Origin of the sequence: Streptomyces sp. AM 4-1-1 (genome assembly GCF_029167625.1) — a bacterium.
GTDB lineage: Bacteria > Actinomycetota > Actinomycetes > Streptomycetales > Streptomycetaceae > Streptomyces.
In genome coordinates this window covers 805,003-826,512 of sequence record NZ_CP119145.1, presented here as the reverse complement: position 1 = coordinate 826,512, position 21,510 = coordinate 805,003, and the positions used below count along the sequence as shown (strand labels likewise).

The following is a 21,510-nucleotide window of genomic DNA, read 5'->3' as shown; positions in this document are numbered from 1 at the left end:
CGCCCGGCCGGCGGGCACTTCGGACCGCCCCCGCCCGTTCCCCTCTGTGGTGGCCGGGAGGGGGCGCGTCCCGGCGGCCCACGAACGGTACGGTTGCCCTTCGACCAGCGCCAGTCGCCTGTACGAGACGGAGTGGCACCGGATGCAGTACGCAGTGGGGGCCCCGCTGCCGCCGCCCCAGGGCCCGGGAACGGGCCCCGTCGGCCGGCCGCACCAGGCCCAGCACCCAGGGCCGCCGGGGGCGCCGCCCCCGCCCCGTACCCCGCCCGCCCCTCCCCAGGGCCACGGCTGGAGCGGCCCCGCCCCGGCACCGGCCGCCCCGCTGCCGCCCGAGAGCACCGGTCATGTCCGGCTGCCCCCCGGCGGACCCGTCCCGCTGCCCGCGCCACCGGCCGAGCCCGGCACCGGCACGGCCACCCTCGCCGTGCTCCTGATCGGCCCGGCGGGCGCGGGCAAGACCACCGTCGCCAGGCTCTGGGCGGCCCGCCGCAGGGTCCCCACCGCGCACATCAGTCTGGACGACGTCCGTGAGTGGGTCCGCTCCGGCTTCGCCGACCCGCAGGCCGGCTGGAACGACCACTCCGAGGCGCAGTACCGCCTGGCCCGCCGCACCTGTGGCTTCGCCGCCCGCAACTTCCTCGCCAACGGCATCTCCTGCGTCCTCGACGACGCCGTCTTCCCGGACCGCCCGGTCGTCGGCCTCGGCGGCTGGAAGCGGCACGTCGGTCCCGGACTGCTGCCCGTCGTCCTCCTGCCCGGCCTGGAGGTCGTCCTGGAGCGCAACGCGGCCCGCAGCGGCAACCGCCGGCTCTCCGACGAGGAGGTCGCCCGCATCCACGGCCGGATGGCCGGGTGGTACGGCTCCGGGCTGCCGATCATCGACAACTCCACGTACGACGTCGAGACCACCGCCCGCGTGCTCGACGACGTGCTCGCCCGCTCGATAGCCAGCCCGCCGGCCTGGTGACGGCCCCCTGACGCTGCCCCGGTCGGACGCCCCGGCCGGGCAGCCCCCCGGCATCGCTCGTACGCTCGAACCATGTCAGAGGTGTACGCCGTCCGCCGCGGGCTGCTCCGCGACCGGTGCGCCGCGGTCGGAACCGCCGCCGCCCTGGTCTCCCGCCCCGCCAACGTCCGCTACCTCGCGGGCGGTGCGCCACCGGGCGCCGTACTGCTGCTCGGCCCCGGCGAGGACGTCCTGCTCTGCCCCCGCGCCCCGGCCGAGGAGCCCGCCGAGAGCCGCCCCGACGAGCAGTTGCGGCTGCTCGTGCTGCCCGGACCGGACGGCGACCCCGTCGTCGCGGCCGCCGATCTGGCCGAGACCACGGGCGCGGAGTCCCTCGCGGTCGAGGAACACGACCTGACCGTCACCCGCCACCGCGCCATGGGTTCCGTCGCGCCCCGGCTGACGTTGGCCGACCTCGGCACCACCGTCGAACAGCTGAGGATCGTCAAGGACGAGGAGGAGATCGCCTGTCTGCGGATCGCCGCCGAGATCACCGACCAGGCCCTGGGTGAACTCCTCGAATCGATCCTGGTGGGCCGCACCGAACGTCACCTCGCGCTGGAACTGGAGCGCAGGCTCGTCGACCACGGCGCCGAGGGACCGGCCTTCCCCACCTCCGTCGCCACCGGTCCGAACTCGGGCCGCGGCCGCCACCGGCCCTCGGACCGGCGGGTGGAGGAAGGAGATTTCCTCTCCGTCCGCCTCGGCGCGAACTACCGCGGCTACCGGTGCGAGATCGGCCGCACGTTCGTCATCGGAACGGCCCCCGCCGACTGGCAGATCGACCTTTACGACCTGGTTTTCGCCGCTCAGCGGGCCGCGCGGGAAGCCCTGCTGCCCGGCGCCGCCTACCGCGACGTGGACCACGCGGCCCGCCACCTCCTGGACTCGGCGGGCCACGGCGAGGGCTTCGGCTCCTCGACCGGACACGGTGTGGGACTCGAAATCGACGAGGACCCGCAGTTGGCACCTACGGCCATGGGTAAACTGGACGCTTGTGTGCCGGTCACCGTCGAACCGGGGGTCCACCTCCCGGGCCGGGGCGGAGTCCGGATCGATGACACGCTCGTCGTGCGCCCAGAGGCGGACGGCGGACCCGAGCTACTCACCATTACGACCAAGGAGCTGCTCGCGCTCTAGCGCGCATCCTCGGTCGTCCACCAGCTTCAGTCCAGGAGATTCCGCAACCGTGGCTTCCACGAACGACCTCAAGAACGGCCTGGTGCTCAAGCTCGACGGGGGCCAGCTCTGGTCCGTCGTCGAGTTCCAGCACGTCAAGCCCGGCAAGGGCCCGGCCTTCGTGCGCACCAAGCTCAAGAACGTGCTCTCCGGCAAGGTCGTCGACAAGACGTTCAACGCCGGTGTGAAGGTCGAAACGGCCACCGTCGACCGACGCGACATGCAGTTCTCGTACATGGACGGCGAGTACTACGTCTTCATGGACATGGAGACCTACGACCAGCTGATGGTCGACCGCAAGGCCGTCGGCGATGCCGCCAACTACCTGATCGAGGGCTTCACGGCCAGCGTCGCGACGCACGAGGGCGAGGTGCTGTACGTCGAGCTTCCCGCCGCGGTCGAGCTGACCATCCAGCACACCGACCCGGGCGTCCAGGGCGACCGCTCCACCGGTGGCACCAAGCCCGCCACCCTGGAGACCGGTTACGAGATCGGCGTCCCGCTCTTCATCACCACCGGTGAGAAGATCAAGGTCGACACCCGCACGGGCGACTACCTCGGCCGGGTGAACAGCTAACCGTGGCTGCCCGGAACAAGGCCCGCAAGCGCGCCTTCCAGATCCTCTTCGAGGCCGACCAGCGCGGTGAGTCCGTGCAGACGGTCCTCGCGGACTGGGTACGGCACTCGCGGACCGACGACCGTCAGCCGCCGGTCGGCGAGTACACGATGGAGCTCGTCGAGGGGTACGCGCGGTACGCGGACCGCATCGACGACCTCATCATCACCTACGCCGTCGACTGGGAGATCGACCGGATGCCGGTCGTGGACCGTTCCATCCTGCGGCTCGGCGCGTACGAGCTGATCTGGGTGGACGAGACCCCGGACGCGGTGGTGATCGACGAGGCGGTGCAGCTCGCCAAGGAGTTCTCCACCGATGACTCACCGTCCTTCGTGAACGGCCTGCTGGCCCGCTTCAAGGACCTCAAGCCGAACCTGCGCCGGGAGCAGTAGCCCACAGCCGCGAAGGGCCCACGGTCGAACCGTGGGCCCTTCGGCGTATCTCAACCCATCAGGTCGGCAGCCATCATCCCTCCGGGGGCCGCATGGACGCCCCACCGGCCCGCAGCCGCCGACCGGCCGACAAGCCCCCACCCCGGCCGGAAGCCGCCGAACCGGCCGGGGTGGGGCCGTGGAGGGGGGTCCCCGCAGGGCCGGGCGTACAACTGGGCCCCACTCGCGAACCGGGGTGCCACGCCCGGCCCGAGGAGACACCCCGGAGGGGCCCCACCCCACCCCGCCACGACACAGCGCTCCGCCCCCGCGCCCCCTCCGGCGGACGCGCCACAGCGCCCCGCCCACGCGCCCCGCCCACGCCGACAAGCACTCCCGCCCCGTATCGACAGCCTCCCCCGACCCACACAGCGCGAACGCCGGGCCGACGGAGCACCCGAAGTGCCCCACCGCCCGGCGTTCTGCGTTCCGCGTTCTGCGGACCGAGGGCGTCAGCCCTCGTCGTGGGCGACCGCCCGACGCGCATCCGCGTCCAGCACACCCCAGCTGATCAGCTGTTCCGTCAGCACGGACGGCGACTGGTCGTAGATCACGGCCAGCGTGCGCAGGTCGTCCTGCCGGATCGACAGCACCTTGCCGTTGTAGTCACCGCGCTGGCTCTGGATCGTCGCGGCGTAACGCTGCAACGGCCCGGCCTTCTCCGGCGGCACGTGGGCAAGACGCTCCAGATCCAGGACAAGCTTCGGCGGCGGCTCGGCGGCCCCGCCGGGCGTCGTGCCGGGCAGTAGCTCCTGCACCGGGACGCCGTAGAAATCCGCGAGCTCGGCGAGACGCTGTACGGTCACGGCGCGGTCGCCGCGTTCGTACGAACCGACCACGACGGCCTTCCAGCGGCCCTGCGACTTCTCCTCCACGCCGTGGAGGGAGAGGCCCTGCTGGGTGCGGATGGCGCGGAGCTTGGCCCCGAGCTGCTTTGCGTATTCGCTGGACATAAGGCTCCCCGGACGAAGTCTGGTAACTCACTGTGAGGTTACGCAGCGTTACTTGGCTGCGTCAAGCCGAACGCTCCTCCAGGGGGTGGGGCCAGGGTGTCACACACGCCCTGGTAACGTGGATGAAGCAATTTCGACGTCCTTTAACATCCGTCCGGTGAGGCGGAGAAGGAGGTCCGTTTCTTATGGACGCACAGCACGCAGAGACCGGCAATGCGGCACGCCCCGTTCTTGAGGCTCCCGACATCGCACGAGTTCTGACCCGGATCGCCCACGAGATCGTCGAACGCGCCAAGGGCGCCGACGACGTGGTGCTGCTCGGCATTCCCACGCGAGGTGTCTTCCTCGCCCGTCGGCTCGCCGACAAGCTCGAAGAGATCACCGGCCGCGAGACGCCGGTCGGCTCCCTCGACATCACCATGTACCGCGACGATCTCCGGATGCGCCCGGCGCGCGCCCTGGCGCGTACCGAGATCCCCGGGGAGGGCATCGAGGACCGTCTCGTCGTCCTGGTCGACGACGTGCTCTTCTCCGGCCGTACGATCCGTGCCGCGCTCGACGCGCTCGGCGACATCGGCCGCCCCCGGGCCGTCCAGCTCGCGGTCCTCGTCGACCGGGGCCACCGCGAACTCCCGATCCGCGCGGACTACGTCGGCAAGAACCTCCCCACGTCGCTGCGGGAGGCGGTCCGGGTCCAGCTCGCCGAGGAGGACGGCCGCGACGCCGTGCTGCTCGGGGTCCGGCCCACTGCCCCGGCCGGCGAGCAGTAGCTGTTCTCCTCCAGCCGTACGGTCCGCCGCCAGGGCCGTACGACAGCTTCCGCACGCCCGCACGACATCCCCAGCCACCCGGAGAACACCCAGATGCTGCGCTCCACCGGGGCGAACCCCCGGACCCCCAGCCACCTCATCTCGGCCGCCGACCTCACCCGTGACGACGCCGTCCTGATCCTCGACACCGCCGAGGAGATGGCCCGGGTCGCCGACCGGCCGATCAAGAAGCTCCCGACCCTTCGCGGACGTACCGTGGTCAACCTCTTCTTCGAGGACTCGACGCGTACCCGCATCTCGTTCGAGGCCGCCGCCAAGCGGCTGTCCGCCGATGTCATCAACTTCTCGGCGAAGGGCTCGTCGGTCTCCAAGGGCGAATCGCTCAAGGACACCGCGCTGACCCTGGAGGCGATGGGCGCCGACGCCGTCGTCATCCGGCACGGTGCCTCGGGCGCCCCGTACCGGCTGGCGACCTCCGGCTGGATCGACGCGGCTGTCGTCAACGCGGGCGACGGCACCCACCAGCACCCGACCCAGGCGCTCCTGGACGCCTTCACGATCCGTCGCAGGCTGGTCGGCGCGGACGCCGGGATCGGCCGGGACCTGGACGGCCGGCGGATCACGATCGTCGGGGACGTGCTGCACAGCCGGGTGGCCCGCTCCAACGTCCAGTTGCTGCACACGCTCGGCGCCCAGGTCACGGTGGTGGCGCCACCCACCCTGGTCCCGGTCGGGGTCGAGCAGTGGCCCTGCGACGTCAGTTACAGCCTCGACCCGGTGCTGCCCGCGTCCGACGCGGTGATGATGCTGAGGGTGCAGCGCGAGCGGATGAACGCCGCGTACTTCCCCACGGAGCGCGAGTACTCCCGCCGCTACGGCCTCGACGCCGACCGCATGGCGAAGATGCCCGGGCACGCCATCGTGATGCACCCCGGCCCGATGAACCGCGGCATGGAGATCACCGCCGAGGTCGCGGACTCCGACCGGTGCACCGCGGTCGAGCAGGTCGCCAACGGGGTCTCCACCCGGATGGCCGTCCTGTACCTGCTGCTGGGCGGCTCCGAGACCGCCCTGCCGTCCTCCGCCGCACGTCCGTCCTCCGCCGCGGGCCCGAGCGCCCCGCGGCCCCTTGACTCCGAGGAGAGCAAGTAACCATGAGCAAGATCCTTGTACGCGGAGCGCGGGTCCTCGGTGGCGAGCCGCAGGACGTCCTGATCGACGCGGGCACCGTCGCCGCGGTGGGCGCCGGCCTGGAGGCCGGCGACGCGCAGGTGATCGAGGCGGCGGGCCAGGTCCTGCTGCCGGGTCTGGTCGATCTGCACACCCATCTGCGCGAGCCCGGCCGGGAGGACTCCGAGACCGTCCTCACCGGTACCAGGGCCGCCGCGGTCGGCGGCTTCACCGCCGTGCACGCCATGGCCAACACCTTCCCGGTGGCCGACACCGCGGGGGTCGTCGAGCAGGTCTGGCGGCTCGGCAAGGAGTCCGGCTACTGCGATGTGCAGCCCATCGGCGCCGTCACCGTCGGTCTGGAGGGCAAGCAGCTCGCCGAACTCGGCGCCATGCACGACTCCGCCGCCGGGGTACGGGTCTTCTCCGACGACGGCAAGTGCGTCGACGACGCGGTGATCATGCGCCGGGCGCTGGAGTACGTGAAGGCGTTCGACGGCGTCGTCGCCCAGCACGCCCAGGAGCCCCGCCTCACCGAGGGCGCCCAGATGAACGAGGGCGTGGTCTCCGCCGAACTCGGTCTGGGCGGCTGGCCCGCGGTCGCCGAGGAGTCGATCATCGCCCGCGACGTCCTCCTCGCCGCCCACGTCGGCTCCCGCGTCCACATCTGCCACCTGTCGACGGCCGGCTCGGTCGAGATCGTCCGCTGGGCCAAGTCCAAGGGCTGGAACGTCACCGCCGAGGTCACCCCGCACCACCTGCTGCTCACCGACGAACTCGTACGGTCGTACAACCCCGTCTACAAGGTGAACCCGCCGCTGCGCACCGAGGCCGATGTCCTGGCGCTGCGCGAGGCCCTGGCCGACGGCACCATCGACTGCGTCGCCACCGACCACGCCCCGCACCCGCACGAGGACAAGGACTGTGAGTGGGCCGCCGCCGCCATGGGCATGGTGGGCCTGGAGACCGCGCTCTCCGTGGTCCAGCAGACGATGGTCGACACCGGTCTGCTCGACTGGGCGGGCGTCGCCGACCGGATGTCCTTCCGTCCCGCGGCCATCGGCCGTCTCGAAGGACACGGGCGTCCCGTCTCGCCGGGTGAGCCCGCCAACCTCACTCTGGTCGATCCGGCATACCGTGGGCCCGTGGACCCCGCGGGCTTCGCCTCCCGCAGCCGCAACACCCCGTACGAGGGGCGCGAGCTGCCGGGACGCGTCACCCACACCTTCCTGCGGGGCCGTGCCACGGTCGTCGACGGGAAGCTCGCGTGACAACACTCAACCCCCTGTACCAGCTGGCCGCCGAGCAGAAGTCGGCCGATGTGACCGACTGGCCCGCCCGGATCAGCTGGGTGATCGGACTGCTCGTCCTCATCGCCTTCGTCTACTGGCTGATGCGCCAGGGATGGAAGTGGCGGGGCACCCTCCAGTCCGACCTGCCGGACCTGCCCGCCACCCCGGACGGCTTCCAGGAGCGGACCCCGCTGCTGACGACGACCGGCCGCTACCACGCGTCGACCACGGCGGGGCAGTGGCTCGACCGGATCGTCGCCCACGGTCTCGGCACCCGCAGCCGCGTCGAGCTGACCCTGACCGACCAGGGACTCGACGTCGTCAGGCCCGGCGCCGCCGACTTCTTCGTCCCGGCCGACCGGCTCCGCGAGGCCAGGCTCGACAAGGGCATCGCGGGCAAGGTCCTCCCGGAGGGCGGGCTGCTGATCATCACCTGGTCGCACGGCGACAGGCTGATCGACTCCGGTTTCCGCTCCGACCACGCGGCCGAGCACCCGGCCTGGGTCGAGGCCGTCAACGGCCTCGCCGGCACCCATCTCACCAGCACTACGGAAGGCACCGCACGATGACCACCTCCACCAGGGGACGCGCCTCCCAGCAGGCGTCTCCCGCCGTACTCGTCCTGGAGGACGGCCGCTCGTTCCGCGGCCGCGCCTACGGGGCCGTGGGGGAGACCTTCGGCGAGGCGGTGTTCTCCACCGGCATGACCGGTTACCAGGAGACGCTGACCGATCCCTCGTACCACCGCCAGGTCGTCGTCATGACCGCCCCGCACATCGGCAACACCGGGGTCAACGACGAGGACGCCGAGTCGAAGCGGATCTGGGTCGCCGGTTACGTCGTGCGTGACCCCGCCCGCGTGTCCTCGAACTGGCGCTCCCGGCGCTCGCTCGGAGAGGAGCTGGAGAGCCAGGGCGTCGTCGGCATCAGCGGGATCGACACCCGCGCCCTCACCCGCCATCTGCGTGAGCGCGGCGCGATGCGCGTCGGGATCTTCTCCGGCGAGGCGGTCGCCGACGACGCCACCCTGCTGGCCCGGGTGAAGCAGGCCCCCGAGATGACCGGTGCGAACCTCTCCCAGGAGGTCGCCACCCAGGAGGCGTACGTCGTCCCCGCGATCGGCACCAAGAAGTTCACCGTCGCCGCCGTCGACCTCGGTATCAAGGGCATGACCCCGCACCGCATGGCCGAACGTGGCATCGAGGTGCACGTCCTGCCCGCCACCGCCACCGCCGAGGACGTGTACGCGGTCGAGCCGGACGGGGTCTTCTTCTCCAACGGCCCCGGCGACCCCGCCGCCGCCGACCACGCGGTCTCCGTCATGCGGAGCGTCCTGGAACGCCGGACCCCGCTCTTCGGCATCTGCTTCGGCAACCAGATCCTGGGCCGCGCGCTCGGTTTCGGCACGTACAAGCTCAAGTACGGCCACCGCGGCATCAACCAGCCCGTGCAGGACCGCACCACCGGCAAGGTCGAGGTCACCGCCCACAACCACGGATTCGCCGTCGACGCCCCGCTCGACAAGGTCTCCGACACCCCGTACGGCCGCGCCGAGGTCTCGCACGTCTGCCTCAACGACAACGTGGTCGAGGGCCTTCAGCTGCTGGACACCCCGGCGTTCAGCGTGCAGTACCACCCCGAGGCGGCGGCGGGCCCGCACGACGCCGCGTATCTCTTCGACCGTTTCGTCTCCCTGATGGAGGGCCAGCGTGCCTAAGCGCTCCGATATCCAGTCCGTCCTGGTCATCGGCTCCGGCCCGATCGTCATCGGACAGGCCGCCGAGTTCGACTACTCGGGGACCCAGGCATGCCGCGTGCTCAAGGCCGAGGGCCTGCGCGTCATCCTGGTCAACTCCAATCCCGCGACGATCATGACCGACCCGGAGATCGCCGACGCCACCTACGTCGAGCCGATCACCCCGGAGTTCGTCGAGAAGATCATCGCCAAGGAGCGTCCCGACGCGCTGCTCCCCACCCTCGGCGGCCAGACCGCGCTCAACACCGCGATCTCCATGCACGAGAACGGTGTCCTGGAGAAGTACGGCGTCGAGCTCATCGGCGCCAACGTCGAGGCGATCAACAAGGGCGAGGACCGCGAGCTCTTCAAGGGCGTCGTCGAGGCCGTCAACGCCAAGATCGGCCACGGCGAGTCCGCCCGCTCGGTGATCTGCCACTCCATGGACGACATCATCAAGGGCGTCGACACGCTCGGCGGCTACCCCGTCGTCGTCCGCCCCTCCTTCACCATGGGCGGCGCCGGTTCCGGCTTCGCCCACGACGAGGAGGAACTGCGCCGCATCGCCGGCCAGGGCCTCACGCTCTCGCCGACCACCGAGGTGCTCCTGGAGGAGTCCATCCTCGGCTGGAAGGAGTACGAGCTGGAGCTGATGCGCGACAAGAACGACAACGTCGTGGTCGTCTGCTCCATCGAGAACTTCGACCCGATGGGCGTCCACACCGGGGACTCGATCACCGTCGCCCCCGCGATGACGCTCACCGACCGCGAGTACCAGCGCCTGCGCGACATCGGCATCGCGATCATCCGTGAGGTGGGTGTCGACACCGGCGGCTGCAACATCCAGTTCGCGATCGACCCGGCCGACGGCCGCGTCATCGTCATCGAGATGAACCCGCGCGTCTCGCGCTCCTCGGCGCTGGCGTCCAAGGCCACCGGCTTCCCCATCGCCAAGATCGCCGCGAAGCTGGCCGTCGGCTACACGCTCGACGAGATCCCCAACGACATCACCGAGAAGACGCCGGCCTCCTTCGAGCCGACACTCGACTACGTCGTCGTCAAGGCCCCCCGCTTCGCCTTCGAGAAGTTCCCGTCCGCGGACTCCACCCTCACCACCACGATGAAGTCGGTCGGCGAGGCCATGGCGATCGGCCGCAACTTCACCGAGGCGCTCCAGAAGGCCCTGCGCTCCCTGGAGAAGAAGGGCTCGCAGTTCTCCTTCACCGGAGAGCCCGGGGACAAGGAGGCGCTGCTCGCCGCCGCCGCCCGTCCCACCGACGGCCGGATCAACACGGTCATGGACGCCATCAGGGCCGGGGCCACCCGGGAAGAGGTCTTCGACTCGACGAAGATCGACCCCTGGTTCGTCGACCAGCTCTTCCTGATCAAGGAAATCGCGGACGGACTCGCCGCCGCCGACAAGCTCGACCCGGACCTGCTCGCCGAGGCCAAGCGGCACGGCTTCTCCGACGCCCAGATCGCCGGAATCCGCGGTCTGCGCGAGGACGTCGTCCGTGAGGTGCGCCACGCGCTGGGCGTACGCCCGGTCTACAAGACGGTCGACACCTGCGCCGCCGAGTTCGCCGCGAAGACCCCGTACTTCTACTCCTCGTACGACGAGGAGAGCGAGGTCGCGCCCCGTACCAAGCCGGCCGTGATCATCCTCGGCTCGGGACCGAACCGCATCGGCCAGGGCATCGAGTTCGACTACTCCTGCGTCCACGCCTCCTTCGCGCTCAGCGACGCCGGGTACGAGACCGTGATGGTCAACTGCAACCCGGAGACCGTCTCCACCGACTACGACACCTCCGACCGCCTGTACTTCGAACCCCTGACGCTGGAGGACGTGCTGGAGATCGTGCACGCCGAGTCACTGGCGGGCCCGATCGCCGGTGTCATCGTCCAGCTCGGCGGCCAGACCCCGCTCGGCCTGGCGCAGGCGCTGAAGGACAACGGCGTGCCGGTCGTCGGCACGCCCCCGGAGGCGATCCACGCCGCCGAGGACCGCGGCGCCTTCGGCCGGGTCCTCGCCGAGGCCGGGCTGCCCGCCCCCAAGCACGGCACCGCCACCACCTTCGACGAAGCCAAGGCCATCGCCGACGAGATCGGCTACCCGGTCCTGGTCCGCCCGTCGTACGTACTGGGCGGCCGCGGCATGGAGATCGTGTACGACGAGACCCGGCTCTCCTCGTACATCGCCGAGTCCACCGAGATCAGCCCCACCCGGCCGGTCCTCGTCGACCGCTTCCTCGACGACGCGATCGAGATCGACGTCGACGCCCTCTACGACGGCACCGAGCTCTACCTCGGCGGCGTCATGGAGCACATCGAGGAGGCCGGCATCCACTCGGGCGACTCCGCCTGCGCGCTGCCCCCGATCACCCTCGGCGGCCACGACATCAAGCGGCTGCGGGCCTCCACCGAGGGCATCGCCAAGGGTGTCGGCGTGCGGGGACTGATCAACATCCAGTTCGCGCTGTCCGGCGACATCCTCTACGTCCTGGAGGCCAATCCGCGCGCCTCCCGCACGGTCCCCTTCACCTCGAAGGCGACCGCCGTCCCGCTCGCCAAGGCCGCCGCCCGCATCTCGCTCGGCGCGACCGTCGCCGAGCTGCGCGCGGAGGGCCTGCTGCCCAGGACCGGCGACGGCGGCACCCTGCCGCTCGACGCGCCGATCTCCGTCAAGGAGGCCGTCCTGCCGTGGTCGCGCTTCCGTGACATCCACGGGCGCGGCGTCGACACCGTCCTGGGCCCGGAGATGCGCTCCACCGGTGAGGTCATGGGCATCGACTCGGCCTTCGGCACGGCGTACGCCAAGTCGCAGGCCGGCGCCTACGGCCCGCTGCCGACCTCGGGCCGCGCCTTCATCTCCGTCGCCAACCGCGACAAGCGCTCGATGATCTTCCCGGCGCGCGAACTGGTCGCCCACGGCTTCGAACTGCTCGCCACCTCCGGCACGGCCGAGGTGCTCAAGCGCAACGGCATCCACGCCACCGCCGTGCGCAAGCAGTCCGAGGGCGAGGGTCCGAACGGCGAACCGACCATCGTCCAGCTCATCCACGCGGGCGAGGTCGACCTCATCGTCAACACCCCGTACGGGACCGGTGGCCGCCTCGACGGCTACGACATCCGTACGGCGGCCGTCGCCCGGTCCGTGCCCTGCCTCACCACGGTCCAGGCGCTCGCCGCCGCCGTCCAGGGCATCGACGCGCTCACCCACGGCGACGTCGGCGTCCGCTCGCTCCAGGAACACGCGGAACGCCTGACGGCGGCCCGGGACTAAGGGCTGTCCGGTATTCCCTGGCGGGCGTGCGGCGTCAGCTACGGCGCCTCGCGGCGTTGTCGGAACGTCCCCGTACATCCAGTATGCGGACGCCCCTGCGCCTGACGACGCACCGCATCCGACGCCGCACGCTGATCCACCACGGATTGCGGGACAGCCCTTGGTGCCGCCCCCGGCACGCACGCCCCCTCGGGGTGAACACCGCCGGTCACGGCAGTAGGAAGACCCGCACGGGGGACACCGGAAACGGTGTCCCCCTCCTCATGAGGACTTCGATGTACAAACTCTTCTTCCAACTGGTCTTCAAGCGGATGGACCCGGAACAGGCCCATCGGCTGGCCTTCCGCTGGATTCGCCTCGCCGCCCGCGTCCCCGTGCTGCGGACCTTCGCAGCGGCCGCCCTCGCCCCCCGGTACGAGGAGCTGCGCACCGAGGCCCTCGGCCTGCGGATGCACGGCCCGTTCGGACTCGCCGCGGGTTTCGACAAGAACGCCGTCGCGATCGACGGCATGGCGATGCTCGGCTTCGACCACATCGAGATCGGCACGGTCACCGCCCGGCCGCAGCCCGGCAACCCCGGCAAGCGTCTCTTCCGCCTCGTCCGGGACCGCGCACTGATCAACCGGATGGGCTTCAACAACGAGGGCTCGGCGGCCGTCGCGGAACGCCTGGCGGGCCGCGACCCGGTCTTCCGGACGACGGTCGGCGTCAACATCGGCAAGACCAAGGCCGTACCCGAGGCCGAAGCCGTATCCGACTACGTCACCTCCACCGAACGGCTCGCCCGGCACGCCGACTACCTCGTGGTGAACGTCTCCTCGCCGAACACCCCCGGCCTGCGGAACCTTCAGGCCACCGAGGCACTGCGACCGCTGCTCACCGCCGTGCGCGAGGCCGCCGACCGGACCGTCACGCACCGCCGGGTGCCGCTGCTCGTCAAGATCGCCCCCGACCTCGCGGACGCGGACGTCGACGCCGTGGCCGACCTCGCCGTGGAACTCGGTCTGGACGGCATCATCGCCACCAACACCACCATCGCCCGGGACGGCCTCGGCCTCACCTCGCCCACCGAGCTGACCGGGGAGACCGGCGGCCTGTCCGGCGAGCCCCTGAGGGAACGCTCCCTGGAGGTCCTGCGCCGTCTGTACGCCCGTGTGGGGGACCGGCTGGTCCTGGTGGGTGTCGGAGGCGTCCGGGACGCCGAGGACGCCTGGCAGCGCATCCTCGCCGGGGCCACGCTCGTGCAGGGCTACAGCGCGTTCATCTACGAGGGGCCGTTCTGGAGCAGGGCCGTCCACAAGGGGCTGGCCGCCCGGCTGGCCGCCTCCCCGTACGCCACTCTCGCCGATGCGGTCGGCGCCGAGAACCGGAAGGCCGTGAAATGAGCCCGGAACCCTTCGGCGCCCGGCTGCGGCGCGCCATGGACACCCGCGGGCCGCTCTGTGTCGGCATCGACCCGCACGGATCGCTGCTGTCCTCCTGGGGGCTGGGTGACGACATCGCGGGGCTTGAGCGCTTCACCCGTACCGTCGTCGAGGCGCTGGCGGACCGGGTCGCGGTGCTCAAACCGCAGTCGGCGTTCTTCGAGCGGTTCGGGTCCCGCGGCGTGGCCGTGCTGGAGAAGGCCGTCGAGGAGGCGCGCGCCGCGGGCGCCCTGGTCCTGATGGACGCCAAGCGCGGAGACATCGGCTCCACCATGGGCGCCTACGCGGCGACCTACCTGGACCGGGACTCGCCGCTCTTCTCGGACGCGGTCACCGTGTCGCCGTACCTCGGATTCGGCTCGCTGCGGCCGGCCCTGGACGCGGCGGCCGCCTCCGGGGCGGGTGTCTTCGTGCTGGCCCTCACCTCCAACCCGGAGGGCGCCGAGGTGCAGCGCGCCACCGCGGCGGACGGCAGGTCGCTGGCCCAGCTGATGCTGGACCACATGGCCGCCGAGAACGCGGGCGCGACCCCCCTCGGTTCCGTCGGAGCGGTCGTCGGCGCCACGCTGGGCAACGCGGGCGTGGACCTCGCGATCAACGGCCCGCTGCTGGCCCCGGGCATCGGCGCGCAGGGGGCGACCCCCGCCGATCTGCCCGGCGTCTTCGGCGCGGCGGTGGGCGATGTGGTGCCCAGCGTGAGCCGTGGTGTGCTGCGTCACGGACCCGACGTGACCGGGCTGCGGGAAGCCGCCGAACGGTTCGCGGACGAGGTCCGGACCGCCGTCGCGGGCGGCTGACCGGACCCCGCGCCCGACGAGTTGACGGAATCATGACCGAAATACCGGTCGTTATGTCGCGAATATCCTGGTCGGCTGAGGCTGACCAGGACTTTTCGTCTGTTCTCGCTGACTCGGGCGGCCATGGCCGCTAGTCTCCGTCGAGAGCCACCGCGCACAGTTCGTGCGGCGACTCGCCAGGTGGGGAGCGATCAGCTCCTTCACCGGTCCGTATCCGACAGATCGACATCCGAGGTGACGTAGGCGTGGCTCTTCCGCCCCTTACCCCTGAACAGCGCGCAGCCGCGCTCGAAAAGGCCGCCGCGGCTCGCCGGGAGCGGGCCGAGGTCAAGAATCGACTCAAGCACTCCGGCGCCTCGCTCCACGAGGTCATCAAGCAGGGTCAGGAGAACGACGTCATCGGGAAGATGAAGGTCTCCGCCCTCCTCGAATCCCTGCCCGGCGTCGGCAAGGTCCGCGCCAAGCAGATCATGGAGCGGCTGGGCATCTCCGAGAGCCGCCGCGTGCGCGGTCTCGGCTCCAACCAGATCGCGTCCTTGGAGCGTGAGTTCGGGGGCAGCGCGGCCTGACGTTCTCAGGCACCCCTGAGAACCTGGATAATCGCCGCATGGCTGCAACATCCCGGGGGACGTCCCCCGCACCCCCGGACGTACGTCCGCGGCTGACCGTGCTCTCCGGCCCCTCAGGGGTCGGCAAGAGCACGGTCGTCGCTCATATGCGCAAGGTCCACCCCGAGGTCTGGCTCTCGGTCTCCGCCACCACCCGCAAGCCGCGCCCCGGCGAGCGCGACGGAGTGCACTACTTCTTCGTCGAGAACGAGGAGTTCGACAAGCTCGTCGCCAACGGCGAACTGCTGGAATGGGCGGAGTTCGCGGGCAACCGGTACGGCACGCCGCGCCGCGCCGTGCTGGAACGCCTGGAGGCGGGCGAACCGGTGCTGCTGGAGATCGACCTCCAGGGCGCGCGCCTGGTCAAGCAGTCGATGCCCGACGCCCGGCTGGTCTTCCTGGCCCCGCCGAGCTGGGACGAACTGGTGCGCCGGCTCACCGGGCGCGGCACCGAGGCGCCCGAGGTCATCGAGCGCAGGCTGGCGGCCGCCAAGATCGAACTGGCCGCCGAGGCCGAGTTCGACACCACGCTTGTCAACACCTCGGTCGAGGATGTAGCACGCGAGCTGCTAGCCTTGATGTTGCAGGCTTCCGACCACCACCGCGACAGCGGCGCCTGACGCCACTGACGCGGAGCACCGGTCCCACGGAATCCGCACTATCAAAGATTTCTTTGATCTTTACCCCCTTCGGAAGGCAGAGAGTGTCCTCTTCCATCACCACGCCCGAGGGCATCATCAACCCGCCGATTGATGAGCTCCTGGAAGCGACCGACTCGAAGTACAGCCTCGTGATCTACGCCGCCAAGCGCGCGCGCCAGATCAACGCGTACTACTCGCAGCTCGGTGAAGGTCTCCTCGAGTACGTCGGTCCGCTCGTCGACACGCACGTGCACGAGAAGCCGCTCTCGATCGCGCTCCGCGAGATCAACGCGGGCCTGCTGACCTCCGAGGCCATCGAGGGCCCCGCGCAGTAGGCGGCGAAGACGCACCTTCACCACGGGCCCGGCGGCGCGACCGCCGGGCCCGTGGTGTGTTCCGGAGCGCCCGCTCACGGGGCCGGGGGCTCACGCCCCGGGACGTGAGGCAGCATGGACCCGTGGGTGACGGCCGTACGGACGCCGGTGCCGGAGACGCGAACGCGGGGAGACGCAGTGGACAAGCCGAAGGTCGTGCTGGGCGTCGGCGGCGGGATCGCCGCCTACAAGGCGTGCGAGCTGCTGCGCCGGCTGACCGAGTCCGGTCACGACGTCCGGGTCGTACCGACCGAGTCGTCGCTCCACTTCGTGGGCGCCGCCACCTGGTCGGCGCTCTCCGGCCACCCCGTCTCGACCGAGGTGTGGAACGACGTCCACGAGGTGCCGCACGTGCGGATCGGCCAGGACGCCGACCTCGTCGTCGTCGCACCCGCCACCGCCGATCTGCTGGCCAGGGCGGCGCACGGCCTCGCGGACGATCTGCTCACCAACACCCTGCTCACCGCCCGCTGCCCGGTCGTCCTCGCGCCCGCCATGCACACCGAGATGTGGGAGCACCCCGCCACCCGGGAGAACGTCGCCACGCTGCGTCGGCGCGGCGTGGTCGTCATCGAGCCCGCCGTCGGCCGGCTCACCGGGGCGGACACCGGCAAGGGGCGGCTGCCCGATCCCGGGGAGATCCACGAGGTGTGCCGCCGGGTGCTCACCCGTGGTCCCGCCGAGCCGGACCTCGCGGGCCGCCACGTGGTGATCAGCGCGGGCGGCACGCGTGAACCGCTGGACCCGGTGCGTTTCCTCGGCAACCGTTCCTCGGGCAAGCAGGGCTACGCCCTCGCCCGTACCGCCGTCGCCCGCGGCGCCCGGGTCACCCTCGTCGAGGCCAACACCGGTCTGCCCGACCCGGCGGGCGCCGACGTCGTCAGGGCCGGGACCGCGCTGCAACTGCGGGAGGCCGTGCTGAAGGCGGCGGCGGACGCCGATGTCGTCGTGATGGCCGCGGCGGTCGCCGACTTCCGTCCCGCCGAGTACGCCCAGGGCAAGATCAAGAAGAAGGACGGCCGGGAACCGGCTCCCCTGACACTCGTACGGAATCCGGACATCCTCGCCGAGGTCTCCGCCGACCGGAGCCGGCCGGGACGGATCGTCGTCGGCTTCGCGGCGGAGACCGACGACGTCCTCGCCAACGGCCGCGAGAAGCTGCGCCGCAAGGGCTGTGATCTGCTCGTGGTCAACGAGGTCGGGGAGCGCAGGACCTTCGGCTCCGAGGAGAACGAAGCGGTGGTCCTCGCGGCCGACGGGGGAGAGACCCCGGTGCCGTACGGGCCCAAGGAGGCGCTCGCCGACACGGTCTGGGATCTGGTGACGGTCAGGTTCCGTTAGTGACGCTCCCGTGCAGGTCTGTCCGCCGCGCCTTCCGGGCGGACATCGCCGGTCACGCCACCCGGATTTCACATTCACCGCTCCGGGCGGCAAAAATGCCCTGAAAAGCCCATGTATCACCCCGCTCCATGGGTGGGTCCACGTGTCTTCGTCCTCAGTGCCTCATGTCACAGACCACCCAAGGAGCGAGACACATGGCCCGCCGGGCGGGGACGACCGATAAACTGTCGGCGGAACGTGTCCGGGCGCAGCTCCCGGCCGTTCCACCCATGATCAGCCAGCAGCCGCTGCAACCCAGGGAGCGATGTGTCCCGTCGTCTGTTCACCTCGGAATCCGTGACCGAGGGTCACCCCGACAAGATCGCTGACCAGATCAGCGACACGATCCTGGACGCTCTCCTGCGTCAGGACCCGTCCTCACGCGTCGCCGTGGAGACCCTGATCACCACGGGTCTGGTGCATGTCGCGGGCGAGGTCACGACCAAGGCCTACGCCGACATTCCGAACCTTGTGCGCAACAAGATCCTCGAAATCGGTTACGACTCCTCCAAGAAGGGCTTCGACGGCGCCTCCTGCGGCGTGTCGGTGTCCATCGGCGCACAGTCCCCGGACATCGCCCAGGGGGTCGACACCGCGTACGAGAAGCGGGTCGAGGGCAGCTCCCAGAGGGACGAGGACGACGAACTCGACAAGCAGGGCGCGGGCGACCAGGGCCTGATGTTCGGGTACGCGTGCGACGAGACGCCCGAGCTGATGCCGCTGCCGATCCACCTGGCCCACCGGCTCTCGCGCAGGCTGTCCGAGGTCCGCAAGAACGGCACCATCCCGTATCTGCGCCCCGACGGCAAGACGCAGGTCACCATCGAGTACGACGGCGACAAGGCCGTCCGGCTCGACACCGTCGTGGTCTCCTCGCAGCACGCGAGCGACATCGACCTCGACTCTCTCCTGGCGCCCGACATCCGGGAGTTCGTCGTCGAGCACGTCCTGGCGCAGCTCGTCGAGGACGGCATCAAGCTGGACACCGAGGGCTACCGCCTGCTGGTGAACCCGACCGGGCGGTTCGAGATCGGCGGCCCGATGGGCGACGCGGGCCTGACCGGCCGCAAGATCATCATCGACACGTACGGCGGCATGGCCCGGCACGGCGGCGGCGCGTTCTCGGGCAAGGACCCGTCGAAGGTGGACCGCTCGGCCGCGTACGCGATGCGCTGGGTGGCCAAGAACGTCGTGGCGGCCGGTCTCGCGGCCCGCTGCGAGGTCCAGGTCGCGTACGCGATCGGCAAGGCCGAGCCGGTCGGCCTGTTCGTCGAGACCTTCGGCACGGCCGCGGTCGACAGCGAGAAGATCGAGCACGCCATCGGTGAGGTCTTCGACCTCCGCCCGGCCGCGATCATCCGCGACCTCGACCTGCTCCGCCCGATCTACGCCCAGACCGCCGCCTACGGCCACTTCGGCCGTGAGCTGCCCGACTTCACCTGGGAGCGCACCGACCGGGTGGCCGCGCTGCGCGCCGCGGCGGGGCTGTAGGACCCCGAGGTATCTTCCGTACGCCGGGCCCGGACACCGATCGAGGTGTCCGGGCCCGGCCGTGTGCGGGGGAGGGGCCGGGGTGCCTCCGGGCGGCGCACTGTCAGCCCTGTCTGGTAGGAATTTGGCTGTGAGCAGCGAAGACGAGCGGCCGACCGAGCCCGACGCCGGGGCTCCGGAGCAGCTTGCGCTCATCCGGGAGTCCGTGCGCAAGGCCGAGGTGCCGCGGGCCAGACCGCGGACCTGGCGGGGGGCCGCCCTCGCCGAGGAGCTGCCCGTCGCCCGGGTGCTGGTGAACAAGGGCGTGCTCCACCTCGACCAGTTCTTCGACTACGCCGTGCCGGAGGAGCTGGACGCGGACGCCCGGCCCGGGGTGCGGGTGCGGGTCAGGTTCGGCGCCGGCGGGCGGAACGTCCGGGGCGGCCGCCGCGAGGGCGGCGGACTGATCGACGGATTCATCGTCGAGCGCCGCGCCGAGTCCGACTACCAGGGGGCGCTGGCCGCCCTCGCCCATGTCGTGTCCCCGGAACCGGTCCTCGGCCCCGAACTCCTCGCGCTCGCGCGAGCCGTCGCCGACCGGTACGCGGGCAGTCTCGCCGACGTGATCCAGCTCGCGGTGCCGCCCAGGAACGGCCGGGCCGAGGCCAAGGCGTCCCCCGACCCGCTGCCGCCCCCGCCCGCCCCCGCACCGGGCAGCTGGGACCGTTACGAGCAGGGGCCCGCGTTCCTGCGCGCGCTGGCCGACGGTGAGGCACCGAGGGCGGTCTGGACCGCTCTCCCCGGCCCGCACTGGCCGCAGGAGATCGCCCGCGCTGTCGCGGCGACGCTGGCGTCGGGGCGGGGCGCGCTCGTCGTCGTGCCCGACGGGCGCGTCGCCGCCCGGGTGGACAAGGCGCTCACCGAACTGCTCGGCGCCGGGCACCACGCCCTGCTGACGGCGGAGTCCGGTCCGCAGAAACGCTACGGCCAGTGGCTCGCCGTGCGCCGCGGGTCCGTGCGGGCGGTGGTCGGGACCCGGGCCGCGATGTTCGCCCCGGTCACGGAGCTCGGACTGGCCGTCGTCTGGGACGACGGCGATTCCAGCCACAGCGACGAACGCGCCCCCTTCCCCCACGTCAGAGAGGTCCTGGAGCTGCGGGCCGCGCGCAGCGGGTGCGCCTTCCTGCTGGGCGGTACGAGCTGCACGGTGGAGGCCGCCCAGCTCGTCGAGAGCGGCTGGGCACTGCCGCTGCGCGCGGCCCGGGAGGAGTACCGGGCGGCGGCCCCGCTGGTGCGCACGGTCGGGGACGGCGAGCTGGAACGGGACGGGGCGGCCAGGACGGCCAGACTTCCCAGCCTCGCCTGGCAGACCGTACGGGAGGGGCTGCGCGCGGGGCCGGTCCTGGTGCAGGTGCCTCGCCGGGGGTACGCTCCCCGGCTGGCCTGCGAACGGTGCCGCACACCCGCGCGGTGCGGACACTGCGCCGGCCCCCTGGAGGCACCGGACCAGCACGATCTCGTCTGTGCCTGGTGCGGCCGGCAGGAGGCCGCCTGGCACTGCGCGGACTGTGGTTCCCGGCGGCTGCGCGCGCGGATCGTGGGCGCCCGTCGCACCGCCGAGGAGCTGGGCCGGGCCTTTCCGGACGTGCCCGTGCGGACGTCCGGGCGTGATCACATCCTGGACTCCGTGCCGGACCGGCCCGCGCTCGTGGTGAGCACCCCGGGCGCCGAGCCGGTCGCGGAAGGCGGGTACGCGGCGGCGCTGCTCCTCGACGGATGGGCGATGCTCGGCAGGCCGGACCTGCGGGCCGGTGAGGAGGCTCTGCGCCGCTGGACCGCCGCCGCAGCACTGGTGCGGGGGCAGCCCGAAGGCGGCACGCTGGTGATCGTCGCGGAGCCCACGCTGCGGCCCGTTCAGGCGCTCGTGCGCTGGGACCCGGTCGGGTACGCCCGGCGGGAGCTTGCGGAGCGGGCTGAGCTGGGTTTCCCGCCGGTCTCCCGGATGGCGTCGGTGACCGGCGGGGCGGAGGAGGTGGCCGCGTTCCTGGCGGCCGTCGAACTGCCGGAGCGGGCGCAGGTGCTGGGCCCGGTGCCGGTGCCCCGCGCCGCGCCGGGCCGGCCGCGCCGGGCGTGGGACGCGCCACCGGGGGAGACCTGGGAGCGTGCCCTGATCCGGGTGGAGCCGGGCCGGGGCGCGGCGCTGGCTACCGCCCTGAAGGAGACCCGGGCGACCCGGACGGCCCGGGGCGAAGGGGGCCCGGTCCTGGTCAGGATCGATCCGCTGGACATCGGCTGAGACACGGGGCCGGCGCAGGGGCGCGTCGGCCGCCGTCATCGGCCGGCCTCCGGGGGCCGGCCGGCTCTCACGGGACCGGCAG

General features: G+C 71.5%; 19 protein-coding genes. 18 read left to right on the top strand and 1 reads right to left on the bottom strand.

Annotated elements, in window-relative coordinates; translation table 11 throughout:
- Nucleotides 1–142 precede the first annotated feature (142 nt).
- The 4 genes from PZB75_RS03265 to nusB all read left to right on the top strand — a co-directional run bounded on the left by PZB75_RS03265 (nucleotide 143) and on the right by nusB (nucleotide 3,196).
- On the top strand, nucleotides 143–967 hold the full coding sequence (locus PZB75_RS03265; protein WP_275533772.1) for a Pro-rich N-terminal domain-containing protein: 825 nt from the start codon (nucleotides 143–145) through the stop codon (nucleotides 965–967).
- Between the two features lie 72 nt (nucleotides 968–1,039).
- Nucleotides 1,040–2,146 (top strand): aminopeptidase P family protein, encoded by a 1,107-nt coding sequence (locus PZB75_RS03260; protein ID WP_275533771.1) that lies wholly within the window; start codon nucleotides 1,040–1,042, stop codon nucleotides 2,144–2,146.
- Nucleotides 2,147–2,195: 49 nt separating this feature from the next.
- Nucleotides 2,196–2,762: an elongation factor P gene (efp, locus tag PZB75_RS03255; protein WP_275533770.1), complete on the top strand. Its 567-nt coding sequence runs from the start codon at nucleotides 2,196–2,198 to the stop codon at nucleotides 2,760–2,762.
- A gap of 2 nt (nucleotides 2,763–2,764) precedes the next feature.
- A complete protein-coding gene (nusB, locus tag PZB75_RS03250; protein ID WP_275533769.1) occupies nucleotides 2,765–3,196 on the top strand; it encodes a transcription antitermination factor NusB in 432 nt (143 codons plus the stop codon).
- Between the two features lie 491 nt (nucleotides 3,197–3,687).
- Here nusB and bldD read toward each other — a convergent pair whose 3' ends face one another.
- Nucleotides 3,688–4,188, bottom strand: a complete 501-nt coding sequence (bldD, locus tag PZB75_RS03245; RefSeq protein WP_014157378.1) for a transcriptional regulator BldD — start codon at nucleotides 4,186–4,188, stop codon at nucleotides 3,688–3,690.
- 185 nt (nucleotides 4,189–4,373) lie between these two features.
- Here bldD and pyrR point away from each other — a divergent pair, with 185 nt between their 5' ends.
- The 14 genes from pyrR (at nucleotide 4,374) to PZB75_RS03175 (ending at nucleotide 21,428) form a co-directional block, all read left to right on the top strand.
- Entirely contained in the window at nucleotides 4,374–4,958 is a 585-nt protein-coding gene (gene pyrR, locus PZB75_RS03240) for a bifunctional pyr operon transcriptional regulator/uracil phosphoribosyltransferase PyrR (protein WP_275533768.1), read from the top strand.
- A 93-nt stretch (nucleotides 4,959–5,051) separates the two neighbouring features.
- Complete coding sequence (locus tag PZB75_RS03235; RefSeq protein WP_275533767.1) at nucleotides 5,052–6,110, top strand: aspartate carbamoyltransferase catalytic subunit; 1,059 nt, start codon at nucleotides 5,052–5,054, stop codon at nucleotides 6,108–6,110.
- A 2-nt stretch (nucleotides 6,111–6,112) separates the two neighbouring features.
- The gene (locus PZB75_RS03230; protein WP_275533766.1) at nucleotides 6,113–7,399 is read left to right on the top strand and encodes a dihydroorotase; all 1,287 of its coding nucleotides are present in this window, start codon (nucleotides 6,113–6,115) and stop codon (nucleotides 7,397–7,399) included.
- Nucleotides 7,396–7,989 carry a hypothetical protein gene (locus PZB75_RS03225; RefSeq protein ID WP_275533765.1) on the top strand — a complete coding sequence of 198 codons (594 nt, stop codon included), beginning with the start codon at nucleotides 7,396–7,398 and terminating at the stop codon, nucleotides 7,987–7,989. The genes PZB75_RS03230 and PZB75_RS03225 overlap by 4 nt, the downstream gene beginning before the upstream one ends.
- Nucleotides 7,986–9,137, top strand: coding sequence for a glutamine-hydrolyzing carbamoyl-phosphate synthase small subunit (gene carA / locus PZB75_RS03220; protein ID WP_275533764.1), 1,152 nt, complete (start codon nucleotides 7,986–7,988; stop codon nucleotides 9,135–9,137). Before PZB75_RS03225 ends, carA begins: the two co-directional genes overlap by 4 nt.
- Nucleotides 9,130–12,438, top strand: coding sequence for a carbamoyl-phosphate synthase large subunit (gene carB / locus PZB75_RS03215; protein ID WP_275533763.1), 3,309 nt, complete (start codon nucleotides 9,130–9,132; stop codon nucleotides 12,436–12,438). The genes carA and carB overlap by 8 nt, the downstream gene beginning before the upstream one ends.
- A gap of 275 nt (nucleotides 12,439–12,713) precedes the next feature.
- Nucleotides 12,714–13,823: a quinone-dependent dihydroorotate dehydrogenase gene (locus PZB75_RS03210; RefSeq protein ID WP_275538562.1), complete on the top strand. Its 1,110-nt coding sequence runs from the start codon at nucleotides 12,714–12,716 to the stop codon at nucleotides 13,821–13,823.
- Nucleotides 13,820–14,659 carry an orotidine-5'-phosphate decarboxylase gene (pyrF, locus tag PZB75_RS03205; protein WP_275533762.1) on the top strand — a complete coding sequence of 280 codons (840 nt, stop codon included), beginning with the start codon at nucleotides 13,820–13,822 and terminating at the stop codon, nucleotides 14,657–14,659. The genes PZB75_RS03210 and pyrF overlap by 4 nt, the downstream gene beginning before the upstream one ends.
- Nucleotides 14,660–14,904: 245 nt before the next feature.
- Nucleotides 14,905–15,228, top strand: coding sequence for an integration host factor (locus PZB75_RS03200; RefSeq protein ID WP_014157387.1), 324 nt, complete (start codon nucleotides 14,905–14,907; stop codon nucleotides 15,226–15,228).
- A gap of 38 nt (nucleotides 15,229–15,266) precedes the next feature.
- Nucleotides 15,267–15,887, top strand: a complete 621-nt coding sequence (gene gmk, locus PZB75_RS03195; protein WP_275533761.1) for a guanylate kinase — start codon at nucleotides 15,267–15,269, stop codon at nucleotides 15,885–15,887.
- A gap of 83 nt (nucleotides 15,888–15,970) precedes the next feature.
- Nucleotides 15,971–16,243, top strand: coding sequence for a DNA-directed RNA polymerase subunit omega (gene rpoZ, locus PZB75_RS03190; RefSeq protein WP_003970369.1), 273 nt, complete (start codon nucleotides 15,971–15,973; stop codon nucleotides 16,241–16,243).
- A 177-nt stretch (nucleotides 16,244–16,420) separates the two neighbouring features.
- Entirely contained in the window at nucleotides 16,421–17,623 is a 1,203-nt protein-coding gene (gene coaBC / locus PZB75_RS03185) for a bifunctional phosphopantothenoylcysteine decarboxylase/phosphopantothenate--cysteine ligase CoaBC (protein ID WP_275533760.1), read from the top strand.
- Nucleotides 17,624–17,929: 306 nt separating this feature from the next.
- Nucleotides 17,930–19,153, top strand: coding sequence for a methionine adenosyltransferase (gene metK / locus PZB75_RS03180; protein WP_275533759.1), 1,224 nt, complete (start codon nucleotides 17,930–17,932; stop codon nucleotides 19,151–19,153).
- A 130-nt stretch (nucleotides 19,154–19,283) separates the two neighbouring features.
- Entirely contained in the window at nucleotides 19,284–21,428 is a 2,145-nt protein-coding gene (locus PZB75_RS03175; RefSeq protein WP_275533758.1) for a primosomal protein N', read from the top strand.
- Nucleotides 21,429–21,510 lie beyond the last annotated feature (82 nt).

Coding starts and splice junctions, on each gene's coding strand:
- pyrF (WP_275533762.1), top strand. CDS start 13,820: ATGAGCCCGGAACCCTTCGGCGCCCGGCTGCGGCGCGCCATGGACACC.
- bldD (WP_014157378.1), bottom strand. CDS start 4,188: ATGTCCAGCGAATACGCAAAGCAGCTCGGGGCCAAGCTCCGCGCCATC.
- carA (WP_275533764.1), top strand. CDS start 7,986: ATGACCACCTCCACCAGGGGACGCGCCTCCCAGCAGGCGTCTCCCGCC.
- gmk (WP_275533761.1), top strand. CDS start 15,267: ATGGCTGCAACATCCCGGGGGACGTCCCCCGCACCCCCGGACGTACGT.
- PZB75_RS03265 (WP_275533772.1), top strand. CDS start 143: ATGCAGTACGCAGTGGGGGCCCCGCTGCCGCCGCCCCAGGGCCCGGGA.
- PZB75_RS03235 (WP_275533767.1), top strand. CDS start 5,052: ATGCTGCGCTCCACCGGGGCGAACCCCCGGACCCCCAGCCACCTCATC.
- pyrR (WP_275533768.1), top strand. CDS start 4,374: ATGGACGCACAGCACGCAGAGACCGGCAATGCGGCACGCCCCGTTCTT.
- PZB75_RS03260 (WP_275533771.1), top strand. CDS start 1,040: ATGTCAGAGGTGTACGCCGTCCGCCGCGGGCTGCTCCGCGACCGGTGC.
- PZB75_RS03230 (WP_275533766.1), top strand. CDS start 6,113: ATGAGCAAGATCCTTGTACGCGGAGCGCGGGTCCTCGGTGGCGAGCCG.
- PZB75_RS03210 (WP_275538562.1), top strand. CDS start 12,714: ATGTACAAACTCTTCTTCCAACTGGTCTTCAAGCGGATGGACCCGGAA.